Genomic DNA, 14,566 nt, shown 5'->3' on the forward strand with positions numbered 1-14,566 from the left:
GCAACGGGACCAGATCCCGTTGCGTTTGACTCTTAAAGAGGACTCAAAGGAGGAATTAATCAAGGTTTACAGACCACTTCGGCTTGAAGTAGTTGTAATTGTCATTAGTTACACGACGTTCTTCGCTGCCATCTACAGTCGAAAGATAAACCTGATTTTTTCCCGTACGGTTGCTTGTGTACATCACAAAGCGTCCATCAGGAGAGAAAGAAGGGTCTTCGTTCGATGACATTTTACCATTTGGTTTTTTGGCAGAAGTCAGGCGGATCATGTCAGAGCCATCAGAGTTCATAACGAAGATATCAAAGTTGTTATCGCTTTGTCCGGCGAAGGCGATCTTTTTGCAATCAGGTGACCAGGACGGCGATGAGTTGAAAACTCCGGCAAAAGTCAGACGTTTTACATTTCCCCCATTTGCATCCATTGTGTAGATCATCGGCTTACCCGCACGATCGGAAGAGAAAGCCACTTTATTGGCATCACCAGGGCAAACAGTCGGTTCAACGTTCATCGCACCCGCCGGGCCGTTGGTGATTTTGCCCTGCAAAGTACCGTCATAAGTCATCTTGTAAACGTCCGGGCTTGTGCCTTGGGAAATCGTCAGAAAGATTGTTTTTCCATCCGGAGAGAACGAAGCGCCCGAGTTAATACCCTGACGATAAGAAATCAAAGAGCGTTTGCCTGATTTAAGATCCAACAACAACATGTCAGCATTTCTGAATTTGGAACCAACACGTTTTACGTAAGAAGTATAAGCGACTTTTGTGCCATCAGGGGACCATGCCGGAGAAATCGCCACACTGGAGTGTTTTGAAATCTGCATGGAGTTCGCACTGTCCCAATCCATAATGTACACTTCGCGCGCCTGACCGCCAGCACGGTCAGAAGTCAGAACCATGCGGGACAGGAACATACCTTCTGTGCCTGTCAGGGCTTTAAGAATATCATTTGCAAAAGTATGACCGATACGGCGGGCACTGGAAACGGGGCCTTTATACTTTTTGCCCGCGATCAGGCTCGCTTTGCTGACTGAGTAGAGATAAGTTTCCAAAGTTACATCGTTACCGGCGATCGAGAAACCCGCGCGAATCAGGAAGTCAGCGCCAATCGCAGACCAGCTTTGGAATTTAAATCCCGCTGGATTGCCCGGAGCTGGTGTCAGTCCCGTTTTGCTTGGATCCTCAAGAAACGCTTTTGAATCGATAAACTGAAAGTATGATGAAACAGCCAGGTCGTTATTTACGACATTGAAGATTTCAGCACCTGTTGCATGATAGCGTGAAGCCGTTGCTGGAGTGCCGAAATATTGAAGTGCTGGAAAAGCCATAAGACTTTTCTTTGTGCGAGCTTCACCTAATTTAATGTAAATGCCACTGCCATTTTCCTGGGCCATGCCGGTTTGTGCAAAGGCTGCGAATGCAAGTACCACACATAGAAGTCGGATCATAGGTATCTCCTTATTCTGGGAAGCCGATTAGAATCCCGTCCACGCTGACAAGTGATTGAAATTTCTCAGGCGGAGCCGGAAAAGGTGCCGAGCGATCCAATGTCGCAAGAACCTGTTCGTCATATTCGGGATTTCCACTCGATTTAACAATTTTACGATCTAAAATGTTTCCACGGGAATCAATATATACACGCGCTTGTGCTTTTAAATCTCGTTTTGCCAGCCACTCGGGCAGTGCCCAGTGCTGTTTGATGTGACGATCAAGATCAGCACCATAAGTGTCGTGCTGCAGTTTTGTCAGTCCCGTAAGCGATGTTCCGGGCGACACTTGATTGCCTTTGATTGGAGCCGCATCTGCAGTGGATTTGCCCGTACCAGATACAGGTGCTGGTTTCTTGGCTTCCTCTTTCAGTTTTTCAATTGCTGCCATGGCTTTAAGTTTATCCAAAGCATCGTTCTGTTTGGATTTTACTTTTTCCAGATTTACGCCATCGTCTTTTTTATCCTGCTTGGTTGGAAGTTTAACTTCCGGCTTAACAGGTTCTGGCTTTTTTTCCGCAGGCTTTTCCACAACCGGTTCCGGTTTTGGAGCAGGCTTGGGATTCTCTTTTGCTTCAGGTTTTGGTGGTAAATTATTCGGATCAAGTTTGTCAGGCAGTCCAACCATATCAACACGGACGGCTTGAGTGAAATCAATCGCTTCCGGAGTGAAGAAGGTGGCCTTTACGATAAAGAAAACCAATAGGCCCACGTGCAGACCAAAGGAGATCGCCAGGCCGCGGTTGAGTGAATCAGTCTGAGGTTTTTCTGTATTAACTTGGCTCACTTGTCTTTAGGTAACGTAACCAGTCCGATGTTAAAGATCCCTGCAGCGCGCACTTCCGCCATAGCTTCCGCGACGAAGCCGTAATCCACTTTGCGATCTGCCTGGATGAATACTTGTTTGTTCTTTTTATGTTCAAAGATAGCTTTCAACTTTGGTTTAAGCTCGGCCATCTGAATACGTGTTTTTGCAATGGTCATCTTTTGATCAGCGGCAATCACCAGAACGAAAGGTTCTTCGTTCATCTCGACCCCGGATGACGAAGTCTTGGGAAGATCCACGTCGATCCCTTGTTGCATCAGGGGAGTTGTCACCATGAACATGATCAGAAGAACCAGCATGACGTCCACCAAAGGCGTCACATTGATTTCACTTAATGTCGCGCGGCTTTTTTTGCCGCCGCCGCCACCCATACCCATGACTTAGTTTCCTTGAAAGAAGTTGCGTTTAACAATGTTCAGGAAGTCTGCGCCAAAGTTGTTCAAAGTAATTTCTTGTCTGCGAATGCGAGAGATAAATCCGTTATACAAAACCACCGCAGGGATTGCTGCTGCCAGACCGATCGCGGTTGCAATCAGGGCTTCCGAAATACCCGGCGCCACAACTGCCAAACTTGCAGAACCTGTTTGGCCGATTTTATGGAAGGATTGCATGATCCCCCATACTGTACCAAACAAACCGATGAATGGACCCGTACTGCCGGTAGTTGCCAAAACAGTCAGACGGGATTCAAGTTTGGAGATTTCGTTTTCAGTCGCTTTATTAATGATGCGCTCAAGATTGTCGATACCAGACAAAATCGGCTTGTCATTTTCAGTGCGTGCCAAAAGGGGAGATTCGGAAATCTTTTTCATTTCCAGGTAAGCCGCTTTGAAAACGCGGGCAACAGAAGAGTCTTTATATTGATCGATATCTTCGTAAAGAGAATCCAAAGAATTCACTTTCCAGAATTTGTTCAGGAAAAGATCGTCAGCCGTGCGCATCTTTTTAAATTGTTGAAACTTTGTGTAGCCGATAGCCCAACAAAACACAGATAAAACGATCAAGATCAAAAGTGTTAACTGAACAACAGGACTAGCCTGTGCAATTGCATCCCACGAGCTCGTATTAACCGATACAGAAGGTGCGGCCTCAGCAGCCTGGACAAAAAGTGGAAACATAGATGGACCTCCATGTTCAACCTTATGCCCAAAAGGTCCTGAGATCAACCCACGATGTCCCTATGTCGCAGGACCATCGTCGTGCTATTTTTTAGAGTACTGAGTCAGCCAGTTATTCAGTTGAAGGATGTCGTTGCTGATAAATCCATCAGCTTGATAGTCCATCGCGCGTTTGAACTCTTCCTCGTTTTCAACAATAAGAAAGATTTTTTTGTGACGACGGCGCATTTCTGCAAGCACGTTACCGTTAAATGCGGGACGACCCAGGATTTTAAATGGAGCAATAAATACGTCGCCTTTAAATTGAGTCGAAGGCAAAACCCATAATGAATCAAAGCTCAAAAGGCGCATCAAATCCGGGCGGCCCGTTCCAAACAACCAGGTGGGTTGCAGGCTTTTGATCGCATAAATAATCAAATTAGTGTCGCTCTGGGCAAGGGTGCGATGCTCAGACTTCAAGCCCTGCAAGGCTTCCGAGACAATCGCATCAACATCAGTGACGTTATCAACCACATTTAAAATGAAACGCGTATTTGGAAATTTCTCGTACAGTTCTTTCAAAGCGGGAGTGCTTTTATAGAACTCATTGATCTGCTCCCAAGGATAATCAGAAAGCTTGTTACCCTGCATGATCTGAGCTGTTGGATTTGCCTTTTGCTCTTCAAGTTTGGCGTTCAAAAATTCAACGTCACGGCTTGGAGGCAGAATGAAGGGCACGCGATTTTTGGAAATACGCACGTCAGCCCAAATAATCACGTCCGGGCGAGCATCGATGGCCTCAGCCATTTTTGCTAAAGTATGAGTCTTTACAGATACATACGGAGTTTGCCCGTCGAAAAATGGGGATTTGTATTCAGTGAAGGTTTGTCCTAATCCCCAAATACGGGTCATAAGGATAATAAAACCAACCATCGTAAGAGACGCAATTGTTGCTAACAGTACTCGCATATGGGCCTTGGTATAGCACCCTAAGATGTCGAAATCAGCACCTTTTTTCCAAACTAGCGGAAAGATTCCTGTCACAATCTTAAATACGCTAAAATTAGGCGTATTTCATCTTGTTTTTCAATTGGCTTTCTATTAGATAACTGGATCGTAATAGTCGGGTGAGCACATGAATAAGATCAATCGGAAATTAGAATACGCATTGATGGCTTTAAAATATATGAGCCAAAAAATTCCAGGGGAGCTGACTTCTGCAAAAGAGGTTTCAGATGCCTTTAATACTCCTTTTGATGCAACTGCTCGTGTGATGCAACAGATGGCACAAAAAGGCGGATTTCTTCGCGCTGAGTACGGTGCCAACGGTGGTTATCAAATCACTAAGGACCTCGCAAAAGTTTCCATCCATGATCTGGTGGAAGTGATCGAAGGTCCGACAGCACTCGTGAAATGCCTGCACAAGGAAGCACCTTGCGAGATCCAAGGGACTTGCAACATTGTTTCCCCGATTACGACTTTAAATAACAAGCTCACTGACTTTTATAAATCCGTCAGTTTGAAAGATCTTTTAGTTGAAAGAACTGCGATGTCGAAAAAATCCTCATCAGAGACGGTGATTCATGGATAACAACAAGAACAACCCTCTGGATTCGTACGAATACAAATACGGTTTCACAACCGATATTGAAATGGATCAGGCCCCACTGGGTTTGACCGAAGAAATCATTAAGCTGATCTCTGGTAAAAAGAATGAGCCAGAGTGGATGCTGGATTATCGTTTGAAAGCTTACCGTCACTGGTTGACTCTGACTGAGCCAACTTGGGCGCATGTTTCTTATCCTGCGATCGATTTCCAGGCGATTCGTTACTATTCAGCGCCTAAGAAAAAATCGGATACTGATAAGCCAAAATCCATGGAAGATCTTGATCCCGAGTTGGTGAAGACTTTCGAAAAACTGGGCATTCCTTTGTCCGAGCAAAAACGTATCTCTGGTATCGCAGTTGACGTGGTCTTTGACTCCGTTTCTGTCGGTACAACTCACAATGAAGTTCTGGAAAAAGCGGGAGTGATCTTCTGCTCTATTTCTGAAGCAGTTGCGAAACATCCGGAACTTGTAAAAAAATATCTGGGTTCCGTGGTTCCATACACAGACAATTTCTATGCGGCATTGAATGCAGCTGTCTTTACTGACGGTTCTTTCTGTTACATCCCTAAAGGTGTGCGTTGCCCGATCGATCTTTCGACTTATTTCCGTATCAACGCTAAGGACACAGGCCAGTTCGAAAGAACTTTGCTTGTTTGTGACGAAGGTGGATATGTGAATTACCTTGAGGGTTGTACGGCTCCTCAGCGTGATGAAAACCAACTTCACGCAGCTGTGGTTGAGTTGATCGCCCACGACAATGCCGAGATCAAATACTCGACAGTTCAAAATTGGTACACGGGTGATAAAGAAGGTAAGGGCGGCATTTATAACTTCGTTACTAAACGTGGTAAGGCTGCCGGCAAGAACTCTAAAATCTCATGGACTCAGGTTGAATCCGGTTCTGCAATCACCTGGAAGTATCCTTCTTGCATTCTGCAAGGTGATGGTTCCGAGGGCGCATTCTATTCAGTAGCACTGACTCACGATCTGATGCAGGCAGATACTGGCACTAAGATGATTCACATTGGTAAGAACACCAAATCGACAATCATCTCCAAGGGTATTTCTACTGATAAGTCTTCGAATGCTTACCGTGGTCAGGTGAAAATCATGCCTTCAGCAGAAAACGCACGAAACTACTCCCAGTGCGATTCCATGCTGGTGGGTGATAAGTGCTCTGCAAGTACGTTCCCTTATATTGAAGTAAAAAATAAAACCGCAACGATCGAACACGAAGCAACGACTTCACGTATCAGTGAAGATCAGATCTTCTATTTGCAATCGCGTGGCTTGGATATGGAAAAAACAATTTCAATGCTGGTAAATGGTTTCTGTAAGGAAGTTTTCAAAGAGCTTCCTTTGGAGTTCGCTGTAGAAGCCGTGAAGTTGATTGAAATGAAATTGGAAAATAGCGTAGGTTAATTATGTTGGAAATTAAGAATTTACATGCACGTGTTGAAGAAAAAGAAATTCTAAAAGGCTTAAACTTGACAGTTAAAGCCGGCGAAGTTCATGCGATCATGGGACCAAACGGTTCCGGTAAATCGACTTTGTCCAAAGTTCTTGCGGGCCATCCGGCTTACGAAGTGACTTCCGGCGAAGTTAAATACGAAGTCAATTTCATGATGCAGAATCTTTTGGAGCTGGCTCCGGATGAAAGAGCTAAAGAAGGTATCTTCCTGGCATTCCAATATCCAATTGAGGTTCCGGGAGTTTCCAACTTCACATTCCTGCACACAGCTTTTAACTCGGTATTGCAACATCAAGGTTCCGAGCCAATGCCTGAGGGCGAGTTCCGTGAATTCCTGGTGCAAAAATTGAAACTTGTTTCCATGAAACCCGAGTACCTGGATCGTCCGGTGAACACAGGTTTTTCTGGTGGTGAGAAAAAGAAAAACGAAATCCTTCAGATGGCGGTTTTGTCTCCGCGCCTGGCACTACTTGATGAAACAGATTCCGGTCTGGATATCGATGCTCTTCGCGTGGTTTCAGATGGCGTGAATAAACTTCGTCGTAAAGACAATGCGATCATCCTGGTTACTCACTATCAGCGTTTGCTTGATTATATTAAACCTGACTACGTTCACGTACTTCTTGGTGGAAAAATTGTTGAAACCGGTGACTCTTCCCTGGCGTTGAAGCTTGAGGAAAAAGGTTACGACTGGTTGATCAACTAAGGACAGGGCTATGAATTTACTTTCGACTTACGAAAAATTCAGTCAAGCACACCCGGCGAAAGGCGCTTTGGCAGCCTTCCGTCAGGCGGGTTATGACTATGCCTTGAAAAAGGGTCTTCCAACCCGCAAGGATGAAGAGTGGCACTATACCAGTGTTAAAGTTCTGGCTGATAACAGCTTCCTGCCAAGTGCATTGAATGCGGTTTCTCCAGCTCATGACACGATGGTGGCTATTCAAAAAGTATTGAATCCGGAATTCACAAATCTGGTTTTCTTTAACGGTGCCTTCAACAAGACGCTGTCATCGGATTTGCCAATGGGTTTGAATATCCGTGAGCAATCTGAATACTCAGAAAAGTTTGATGATACATTTGACGCCTTAAACGGTGCCTACTCAGAGACTCCGTACTTTGTGCATGTCACGAAAGACACCTCTGTTGAAAAACCTGTGAATTTCGTCTTTTTCACTTCCAATGAATCTGCCAATGCAGTGATGACAAATCCGCGCATCTGCATGGAAGTGGGTGCAAGATCTTCTGTGCGCATCCTTGAAAGTCACTATGGAGCAAGTGGTGCCTCTTACTTTGCAAATTCAGTTTTCGATTTGCAGGTGGGCGATAGCGCCAATGTTATTTACGTGCGTGTGCAGGCAGAAAGCCTGAATGCCGTAAATATCGGCCGCACCAGAATCAGTCTGGGTAAGCATGCAAACCTTGAAAGCCTGGCTTTCTCGACTGGCGCACAACTTTCCCGTCATAACTTTGATTTGGTTTTGAAAGAAAAAGGCTCGACGTCACAGGTTCTTGGAATCTATGCGGTTCAGGGAACTCAGCACGTTGATAATACGACGTTGATTGATCATGCGGTTGGGGAGTGTGCAACTCATCAGCTGTATAAAGGTATTTTGGATGGTTCGGGCCGCTCGGCTTTCATCGGAAAAATCCTGATTCAAAAAGACGCGCAGAAAGCGGACTCCTCGCAGCTGAATAACAATCTTCTTTTAAGCAACAAAGCTGAAGCGGACAGTAAGCCTTCTATCGAAGTGCATGCGGACGACGTCAAAGCGGGCCACGGTTCAACGGTGGGTCAGTTGAATAAAGAAGAGCTTTTCTATCTGCTGTCGCGTGCGATCCCTAAGGACAAAGCGATTGCGATGTTAAGTTACGGTTACCTGTCTGAAGTTTTGTACAAAGTTTCAGATGAGCGTATTCAGAAATGGTTAACCAAACATTTGGATGAAGCGTTTGCGCGCTTGCATCTGAACTAAGAAGGTAAGATGAGCAACTTAAACGAGCTTTTTGCAGAAATTCGAAATGAGTTTCCAGCGTTGACCCAAAAGGTCCACGGCAAGAAGTTGTTTTATCTGGATAGCGGTGCGACCACACTAAAACCAAAATCAGTGATTGATCGTATCGCGCATTTTTATCTGTATGAATCTTCAAATGTTCATCGTGGTGCCCACTATCTGGCGGACATCGCGACTCAGGGCTTCGAGGGGGCTCGCCATAAAATTGCGAACTTCCTGGGGGCGGGACAGGTTGAGGAAATTATTTTTGTTCGTGGCACAACTGAAGGTGTGAATTTCGTGGCAAATACTTGGGGTGCTGAAAACCTTAAGGCGGGCGATGAAATTTTGATCACCATTATGGAGCACCACGCGAATATCGTTCCTTGGCAAATGGTTGCTGAAAAAATCGGCGCCAAAGTTGTCGCAGTGGATATTCTGGATAATGGCGAATTGGATGTTGAAGATTTCAAAAGGAAATTGAACAGCAAAACCAAAATGGTCGCGTTCACGGCAAGCTCCAACGTATTGGGCACAAATGTCGACGTGGCGGGCTTAACCAAACTTGCTCACGCAGCCGGTGCCAAGGTGCTGGTGGATGGCGCACAAATCGTGTCGCAACAAAAAGTGGATGTGAAAGCCTGGGACGTGGATTTCTTCGTATTTTCTGCTCACAAACTTTTCGGTCCATTTGGATTTGGAGCGGTTTACGGTAAGAAAGAAATTTTGGACACTTTGCCGCCTTATCAGGGTGGTGGTTCCATGATTTCAAAAGTGACCATCGAAAAAACCACGTACAATGATGTGCCGACGCGCTTTGAGGCGGGGACTCCGCATATTGAAGGTGCGATTGGGACCGCTGCTGCGATTGAGTTCGTGGAAAAAATCGGCTTGGATAAGATCCATGCCTATGAAATGGATGTTTTGAAATACGCCACAGACAAGCTTTTGGAGATTCCAGATTTGAAAATCTATGGAACTTCCAAAGACAAGGGCCCGTTGGTGTCCTTTAATCTGAAAGGGGCTCATCACTCAGATGTGGGCCAGATTTTGGATCAGGAAGGTGTCGCAGTTCGAGCCGGTCACCATTGCACTCAGCCGTTGATGGCTAGACTTGGGGTTCCGGGGACAGTGCGCGCCTCTTTTTCAGTGTATAATAGTCGTGAAGATGTTGATGCTTTAGTTAAAGCCGTGGTGAAAGCCCGGGAGTTATTGTTATGAGTACGCAGGATGTATTAATCAGAATTCAAGCCACGCCAAATCCAAACGCATGGAAATTCGTTTTGGACCGCCCGGTATTAACCGAGGGCAAGGCGACTTACACCACTATCCAGGAGGCTGAGCAAAGCCCTTTGGCTTCAAGCCTTTTCCAGGTGGAAGGTGTGCGCCAGGTGCATTTATTCCAAAATGTGATCACGATCACTCACAGTTTTGATTCTGATCCGGAAGAGATTCAAAAGAACGCGTGTGCAGTTATTCAAACTCGCATGCCGATCCATAATCCAAATCAAACTCAAGCTGACGAAAAGAAACTTCGTCGCGCGGGACTTCCGCCGGAAGTTCAACGCATCGAAGAGATCTTGGATGAAACCGTACGTCCAGGTCTGCAAGGCGACGGTGGGGACTTGGACGTGGTAAAATACGAGGAAAACAAACTCTACGTATTTTACCAAGGCGCCTGCGGTACGTGCCCAAGCGCCACCAGCGGTACATTGATGGCCATCGAGGGAATCCTTCGCGACCAATTCAACCCAACCATCGAAGTCATCCCTCTATAGGTGCCAGGTCCTACTTACGGATGCGGCGCAGAACCGATCGGTGGTTTTCATCGACACAAAATCCAAAAAAGCCCGCTCTACAGAGTGGGCTTTTTAGTTTTAAAAGTACGGACTTACCTGGAACGTCTCAAAATTGAGATACGTTTCCCAACTGCTTTTTAGATGGAAAGTCCTGATAAAATGTTTCTTTAGACAGCGCATGTATAGTGCGTGGACAGAGAATTGGTGTGAGTTCGAAACAGTTGCTTTTCACTCGGCATGGGAGTTGTAAGGAGCCATAGTGGGGGATCGCATATGTCTCGTTATCATAATCACATCGTATTTTCTGTCGTATTTAGTTTCGTGGTAGGTATGGTTATATTCGCTGAGGTGAGTAAGGACCGTCCGGCCGCTCCAAAAGACATCGAATATGTCGATGATGGAAGCGGCTTCAGTCTTGCGACGGTTTTAATCGAGCAAGAGTTAACCACTATGGCCATGAAAAAGGGCCGTACTAAACAGTATGAAGAGCAACTTCGCTCTCAGGTTAAAAGACTGTCTCAATCAGATATCAAGGTGTTGAAGTCCAAGGCAAAGTCGCCGAAGGCTGAAGAACGCATTGCTGCAGCTTATCTCCTATCTCAGACGGGAGCAGTTGTTCAGGCTATTCAACAGCCAGCGCCAGCAGCTCGTCAGGTGGCAAGCGTGCCAGCAGCAGCTAAAAAGGTTGTGATTCCAACAAAAGTTGTGAAGCAAGCCAAGGCTAAAGCGGTTGTGGCATCGAAAAAACCGATGAAGCGAGTGCCAGCGCACGCGGCCGGCAGATCGGCTAAAGTAGCAAAGAGATAACTAAAGAACGATTTCTTCCTGAGACTGAGATTTTTCTTCTTCTGCTGGAGCCCACTCCAGCAGAGACATTTCCGGGGTCTTATTCCAATCCACATTCACGCGATTGATGATCTTGATTGAGACCTCGTTGCCTTCAATAGTCCAAAGAATAGTGTCACCCTTCGCAATACCCAGTGCCTTGCGCACGCGTTGCGGAATGGTGGTTTGATTCTTTCTTGAGGCCTTTGAAGTTGCGGATGATCTGCTCATGCGGTTGCTCCAACATCTAACGTTCTAAATAGTCGCTGTTTTTAGATTAAGGTGCGGGAATTCGGATGTCGAATGGTGTCCTGATTCAGGATACGTAAACCATTCTTTGAGCCAGTTTTTTAGCAGTCTCAAAACGAGAATTTATCAATGGAAAATGTGTGCAGAGGTAAGGAACGAATGTTCCTTTGAGAGAATAAAAAAAAGGTCCGACGGCCACTCTGAACTAAACCTGTTTTAGCTAAGGTGGGTGACCATGATAGCGACTTTAGGCTTCTCAGTACGAGCTGAGCTTGCACACCATTGCCAGGGACAGTCCCCAAAAATATGCTTGTAAGGTTTAATTTCGATGAGCTTTACGCCTTCGAACCTCTGAGGACTATTCTAGCAGGAAGTACAGTTTCGTCAATGGAACCGGACTCTAACTTTTTCGTAAGCCTCCGATATATTGAATATGACACCTCAAAAGCTTGATTTTATTTTCCCGTTCGTTGTTTTTTTCTATGGACTCCTCATGGTACTTGTGCTGGAAAATCGCGCCTTGGTAAAACTGGGTGAAGAGCGCATGGGGCAAGCGTTTCACAATTTGATGAAGCATAAAAATCTGGGCTGGATTTGTTTTTTTGTGGGCGGTCTTTGGGCTGCGCAAAATGTCTGGCACTCGTCGCTCTGAGTATTGACTCCTCCCGGGGCTGGCTATAGCGTCAGACCCCATGTCTGACCCTAAAAACCAACCCCTTCGCAAGACTGAAAATTACGCGCAACTCACGTTGGATGCGGCTCCTGCTCAATCGACCGAGCAGCCGGCAAAGTCCAATGAGCCGACAGTTCTTTCTGTCGAGCAGCTGAATATTCAGATCAAACAATTGATCGAAGGTCAGATGGGAATGGTGTGGGTGCGTGGTGAGCTTTCCAATTTCAAAGCCCATACATCCGGTCACTTTTATTTCAGTGTTAAAGATTCCAAATCCCAAATCACAGCGGTCATGTTCCGCGGTAACAACTCGCGCCTGAAGTTCAAACCGACAGACGGTATGGAAGTCATGGTTCGCGGCCGAGTCACGGTGTACGAGCCACGTGGCAACTATCAGTTGATGGTTGATATGATGGAACCGGTGGGGGCCGGAGCTTTACAAAAAGCTTTCGAGCAACTAAAGCACAAGCTTCGTACGGAAGGCCTTTTTGATTCTGCTCGCAAAAGACCTATTCCGACTTTTCCCAGACATATTGCCATTGTCACTTCGCCAACGGGCGCAGCGATTCGCGATATTTTAAATGTACTTTCCCGTCGCGCCAAATCCATCCAGGTCACAATCGTTCCAACGATTGTGCAAGGGGAGGCCGCAGCACCTCAGATTCGTGAAGCATTTAAAAAAGCGGTTGCGTTGCCGGATGTAGATGCGGTGATTGTGGGTCGCGGTGGTGGTTCCATCGAGGACATGTGGTGTTTTAATGACGAGGGCCTGGCGCGTTTGATCGCGGCCAGTCCAATTCCGGTTATCTCGGCCGTGGGACACGAAATTGATTTTACTATCGCAGACTTTGTGGCGGACTTGCGTGCGCCAACTCCTTCAGCGGCGGCAGAGCTGGTTGCCAAGAGTTCCTCGGAACTTGTGAACAAGGTGACGTCGCTTGAGCGCATGCTGAAATTATCTTTCGATAGAAAGATGAAGTTCCTGCGTGAAAAGTCCTTGGGGTTGTCAAAGCGACTGGTTGATCCAAAACGTCGCCTTGAAGATTTGGAATTGCGTAACGACGATTTGCTGACTCGTTTGGAGTTGGCGATGTCGACTTTGATCAACAAGAAAGAGCACCGGGTGGAATTGCTGACGCAAAAACTGGGTACTCCGCAAAACTTGATTGATCGCCGCAAAAAAGAACTAGGCTTTATGCAGGCCCGTACCGAGAAAGCATTATTGTTTTCTTTGGAAAGAAAAAAATCCCGCGTGGATCGTATGATGGCGATGCTTGATAGCATGAGTCCGTTGCGAGTTGTGGATCGCGGGTATTCAATTGTAACAAAAGATTCAAAAGTTATTAAATCAGCAAGCCAGGTAAAAGTGGGCGACAGCATCGATATTCGCCTGGCTCAGGGTTCACTCACAGCCACAGTCAGTGGCGTGAAGGGGGAATAATGGATTTCGAAAAAAAATTAGGACGTTTGGAAGAGATCGTTCAAAAAATGGAAAAAGGTGACCTGGCTTTAGAGGATTCCTTAAAGCTATTCGAAGAGGGCGTTAAGCTTTCCCGCGAATGTCACCAGCGTCTGTCCGAAGCTGAATCAAAAGTAAAACTTTTGATGTCGGTCGGTGCTGACGGCAAACCAGTGACAACTGATTTCACTCCAGAGGAGTAGTCGTTTTGGATTTGGCAATTCAGCTTGAGCAGGAAATGTCCCTGAAAGTGCAAACTGTGAATCAGTTTGTGGAAAAGTACCTATCTGACATGGAGTTGCCTCAGGGTGCTGCCATCGCGGAACTTCGTAAATCCATGCTCTATTCGGCGACCAATGGCGGAAAACGTTTCCGCCCGGTGTTGTCGATCCTGATCGCAGAGATGCTGGGGTCTTCAGCTGACAAAGCCCTGCCCTTTGCGACTGCGGTTGAATTGGTTCATACGTATTCTTTGATTCACGATGATTTACCCTGCATGGATAACGATGACATGCGCCGGGGTAAGCCGACGAATCACAAGGTGTTCGGTGAAGACTTTGCATTGCTTGCGGGTGATGCCCTTTTAACTGAAGCCTTTCTTATCATTGCAAAAAATTATTCTGAGAACGGCTTTCTGGTGGGTCGTCTGGTTCAATTGCTTTCCGAGGCCGCAGGTATTCGTGGCATGGTCGGAGGTCAGGCCATCGATCTGCGTGCGGGACAAAAGCAATTAACTCAAGACGAGCTGACACACCTGCATCTTTTAAAAACAGGTTCTTTGATTCGCGTCGCTGTTGAAGGTGCCGCAATAATCGCGGGCGCCAAGGTCCATGAGATCGAAGCATTAAAAAAATTCGGTGAAGGCCTGGGCTTGGCATTCCAGGTGGCTGACGATGTTCTGGATCATGGTGAAAAAGATCAGGATGTCAGAAGCTTTACCGGTATCATCGGTCTTGAAGCCACCAAGGAGTTGCTGAAAAATATCAGCGAAAGCACTATGGCAGAGCTTCACAAAGTTTCTCCGGACTCGCCGATGCTTGAGTTCCTGGTGAATTTTAATATTTCCCGAAAACATTAGAA

Annotated in this window: 17 protein-coding genes and 1 other RNA gene; 11 read left to right on the forward strand and 7 right to left on the reverse strand. The window is 46.2% G+C overall.

Going from position 1 to position 14,566, the window contains the following annotated elements; all coding sequences use genetic code 11:
* Window positions 1–55 precede the first annotated feature (55 nt).
* From ACLWNV_RS00775 to ACLWNV_RS00795, 5 genes are all read right to left on the reverse strand, one after another.
* Window positions 56–1,447 carry a translocation protein TolB gene (locus tag ACLWNV_RS00775; protein WP_413585990.1) on the reverse strand — a complete coding sequence of 464 codons (1,392 nt, stop codon included), beginning with the start codon at window positions 1,445–1,447 and terminating at the stop codon, window positions 56–58.
* Window positions 1,448–1,457: 10 nt separating this feature from the next.
* Window positions 1,458–2,273, reverse strand: coding sequence for a TonB family protein (locus ACLWNV_RS00780; RefSeq protein WP_413585991.1), 816 nt, complete (start codon window positions 2,271–2,273; stop codon window positions 1,458–1,460).
* Window positions 2,270–2,689, reverse strand: coding sequence for an ExbD/TolR family protein (locus ACLWNV_RS00785; RefSeq protein WP_413585992.1), 420 nt, complete (start codon window positions 2,687–2,689; stop codon window positions 2,270–2,272). The genes ACLWNV_RS00780 and ACLWNV_RS00785 overlap by 4 nt, the downstream gene beginning before the upstream one ends.
* A gap of 3 nt (window positions 2,690–2,692) precedes the next feature.
* Window positions 2,693–3,430, reverse strand: a complete 738-nt coding sequence (gene tolQ / locus ACLWNV_RS00790) for a protein TolQ (RefSeq protein ID WP_413585993.1) — start codon at window positions 3,428–3,430, stop codon at window positions 2,693–2,695.
* A gap of 84 nt (window positions 3,431–3,514) precedes the next feature.
* Window positions 3,515–4,378 carry a hypothetical protein gene (locus ACLWNV_RS00795; RefSeq protein ID WP_413585994.1) on the reverse strand — a complete coding sequence of 288 codons (864 nt, stop codon included), beginning with the start codon at window positions 4,376–4,378 and terminating at the stop codon, window positions 3,515–3,517.
* Between the two features lie 166 nt (window positions 4,379–4,544).
* Here ACLWNV_RS00795 and ACLWNV_RS00800 point away from each other — a divergent pair, with 166 nt between their 5' ends.
* The 7 genes from ACLWNV_RS00800 (at window position 4,545) to ACLWNV_RS00830 (ending at window position 11,087) form a co-directional block, all read left to right on the forward strand.
* The gene (locus ACLWNV_RS00800) at window positions 4,545–5,000 is read left to right on the forward strand and encodes an RrF2 family transcriptional regulator (protein WP_413585995.1); all 456 of its coding nucleotides are present in this window, start codon (window positions 4,545–4,547) and stop codon (window positions 4,998–5,000) included.
* The gene (gene sufB / locus ACLWNV_RS00805; protein WP_413585996.1) at window positions 4,993–6,441 is read left to right on the forward strand and encodes a Fe-S cluster assembly protein SufB; all 1,449 of its coding nucleotides are present in this window, start codon (window positions 4,993–4,995) and stop codon (window positions 6,439–6,441) included. Before ACLWNV_RS00800 ends, sufB begins: the two co-directional genes overlap by 8 nt.
* Window positions 6,442–6,443: 2 nt before the next feature.
* On the forward strand, window positions 6,444–7,196 hold the full coding sequence (sufC, locus tag ACLWNV_RS00810; protein ID WP_142698578.1) for a Fe-S cluster assembly ATPase SufC: 753 nt from the start codon (window positions 6,444–6,446) through the stop codon (window positions 7,194–7,196).
* Between the two features lie 10 nt (window positions 7,197–7,206).
* Window positions 7,207–8,463 (forward strand): Fe-S cluster assembly protein SufD, encoded by a 1,257-nt coding sequence (gene sufD / locus ACLWNV_RS00815; RefSeq protein ID WP_413585997.1) that lies wholly within the window; start codon window positions 7,207–7,209, stop codon window positions 8,461–8,463.
* 9 nt (window positions 8,464–8,472) lie between these two features.
* A complete protein-coding gene (locus tag ACLWNV_RS00820) occupies window positions 8,473–9,702 on the forward strand; it encodes an aminotransferase class V-fold PLP-dependent enzyme (RefSeq protein ID WP_413585998.1) in 1,230 nt (409 codons plus the stop codon).
* Window positions 9,699–10,259, forward strand: a complete 561-nt coding sequence (locus tag ACLWNV_RS00825; RefSeq protein WP_413585999.1) for a NifU family protein — start codon at window positions 9,699–9,701, stop codon at window positions 10,257–10,259. The genes ACLWNV_RS00820 and ACLWNV_RS00825 overlap by 4 nt, the downstream gene beginning before the upstream one ends.
* A 294-nt stretch (window positions 10,260–10,553) precedes the next feature.
* Window positions 10,554–11,087, forward strand: coding sequence for a hypothetical protein (locus ACLWNV_RS00830; RefSeq protein ID WP_413586000.1), 534 nt, complete (start codon window positions 10,554–10,556; stop codon window positions 11,085–11,087).
* Here the strand turns inward: ACLWNV_RS00830 and ACLWNV_RS00835 are convergent, their stop codons facing one another.
* Complete coding sequence (locus tag ACLWNV_RS00835) at window positions 11,088–11,336, reverse strand: AbrB/MazE/SpoVT family DNA-binding domain-containing protein (protein WP_413586001.1); 249 nt, start codon at window positions 11,334–11,336, stop codon at window positions 11,088–11,090.
* A 198-nt stretch (window positions 11,337–11,534) separates the two neighbouring features.
* Window positions 11,535–11,708: non-coding RNA, 6S RNA (gene ssrS, locus ACLWNV_RS00840), on the reverse strand.
* 79 nt (window positions 11,709–11,787) lie between these two features.
* Between ssrS and ACLWNV_RS00845 the strand changes: the two genes are divergently transcribed.
* The 4 genes from ACLWNV_RS00845 to ACLWNV_RS00860 are packed head-to-tail and all read left to right on the forward strand — an operon-like array spanning window position 11,788 to window position 14,564.
* A complete protein-coding gene (locus tag ACLWNV_RS00845; RefSeq protein WP_413586002.1) occupies window positions 11,788–12,006 on the forward strand; it encodes a hypothetical protein in 219 nt (72 codons plus the stop codon).
* A gap of 40 nt (window positions 12,007–12,046) precedes the next feature.
* Entirely contained in the window at window positions 12,047–13,468 is a 1,422-nt protein-coding gene (xseA, locus tag ACLWNV_RS00850; protein ID WP_413586003.1) for an exodeoxyribonuclease VII large subunit, read from the forward strand.
* Window positions 13,468–13,689: an exodeoxyribonuclease VII small subunit gene (locus ACLWNV_RS00855; RefSeq protein ID WP_142698585.1), complete on the forward strand. Its 222-nt coding sequence runs from the start codon at window positions 13,468–13,470 to the stop codon at window positions 13,687–13,689. The genes xseA and ACLWNV_RS00855 overlap by 1 nt, the downstream gene beginning before the upstream one ends.
* Window positions 13,690–13,694: 5 nt before the next feature.
* Window positions 13,695–14,564 (forward strand): polyprenyl synthetase family protein, encoded by an 870-nt coding sequence (locus tag ACLWNV_RS00860; protein ID WP_413586004.1) that lies wholly within the window; start codon window positions 13,695–13,697, stop codon window positions 14,562–14,564.
* Window positions 14,565–14,566: the final 2 nt, after the last annotated feature.

The organism is Bdellovibrio sp. HCB274 (assembly GCF_047306075.1).
GTDB lineage: Bacteria > Bdellovibrionota > Bdellovibrionia > Bdellovibrionales > Bdellovibrionaceae > Bdellovibrio.

Coding starts and splice junctions, on each gene's coding strand:
- ACLWNV_RS00835 (WP_413586001.1), bottom strand. CDS start 11,336: ATGAGCAGATCATCCGCAACTTCAAAGGCCTCAAGAAAGAATCAAACC.
- sufD (WP_413585997.1), top strand. CDS start 7,207: ATGAATTTACTTTCGACTTACGAAAAATTCAGTCAAGCACACCCGGCG.
- ACLWNV_RS00845 (WP_413586002.1), top strand. CDS start 11,788: ATGACACCTCAAAAGCTTGATTTTATTTTCCCGTTCGTTGTTTTTTTC.
- ACLWNV_RS00775 (WP_413585990.1), bottom strand. CDS start 1,447: ATGATCCGACTTCTATGTGTGGTACTTGCATTCGCAGCCTTTGCACAA.
- ACLWNV_RS00855 (WP_142698585.1), top strand. CDS start 13,468: ATGGATTTCGAAAAAAAATTAGGACGTTTGGAAGAGATCGTTCAAAAA.
- ACLWNV_RS00800 (WP_413585995.1), top strand. CDS start 4,545: ATGAATAAGATCAATCGGAAATTAGAATACGCATTGATGGCTTTAAAA.
- ACLWNV_RS00830 (WP_413586000.1), top strand. CDS start 10,554: ATGTCTCGTTATCATAATCACATCGTATTTTCTGTCGTATTTAGTTTC.
- sufB (WP_413585996.1), top strand. CDS start 4,993: ATGGATAACAACAAGAACAACCCTCTGGATTCGTACGAATACAAATAC.
- ACLWNV_RS00785 (WP_413585992.1), bottom strand. CDS start 2,689: ATGGGTATGGGTGGCGGCGGCGGCAAAAAAAGCCGCGCGACATTAAGT.
- ACLWNV_RS00795 (WP_413585994.1), bottom strand. CDS start 4,378: ATGCGAGTACTGTTAGCAACAATTGCGTCTCTTACGATGGTTGGTTTT.
- ACLWNV_RS00820 (WP_413585998.1), top strand. CDS start 8,473: ATGAGCAACTTAAACGAGCTTTTTGCAGAAATTCGAAATGAGTTTCCA.
- xseA (WP_413586003.1), top strand. CDS start 12,047: ATGTCTGACCCTAAAAACCAACCCCTTCGCAAGACTGAAAATTACGCG.
- ACLWNV_RS00825 (WP_413585999.1), top strand. CDS start 9,699: ATGAGTACGCAGGATGTATTAATCAGAATTCAAGCCACGCCAAATCCA.
- sufC (WP_142698578.1), top strand. CDS start 6,444: ATGTTGGAAATTAAGAATTTACATGCACGTGTTGAAGAAAAAGAAATT.
- tolQ (WP_413585993.1), bottom strand. CDS start 3,430: ATGTTTCCACTTTTTGTCCAGGCTGCTGAGGCCGCACCTTCTGTATCG.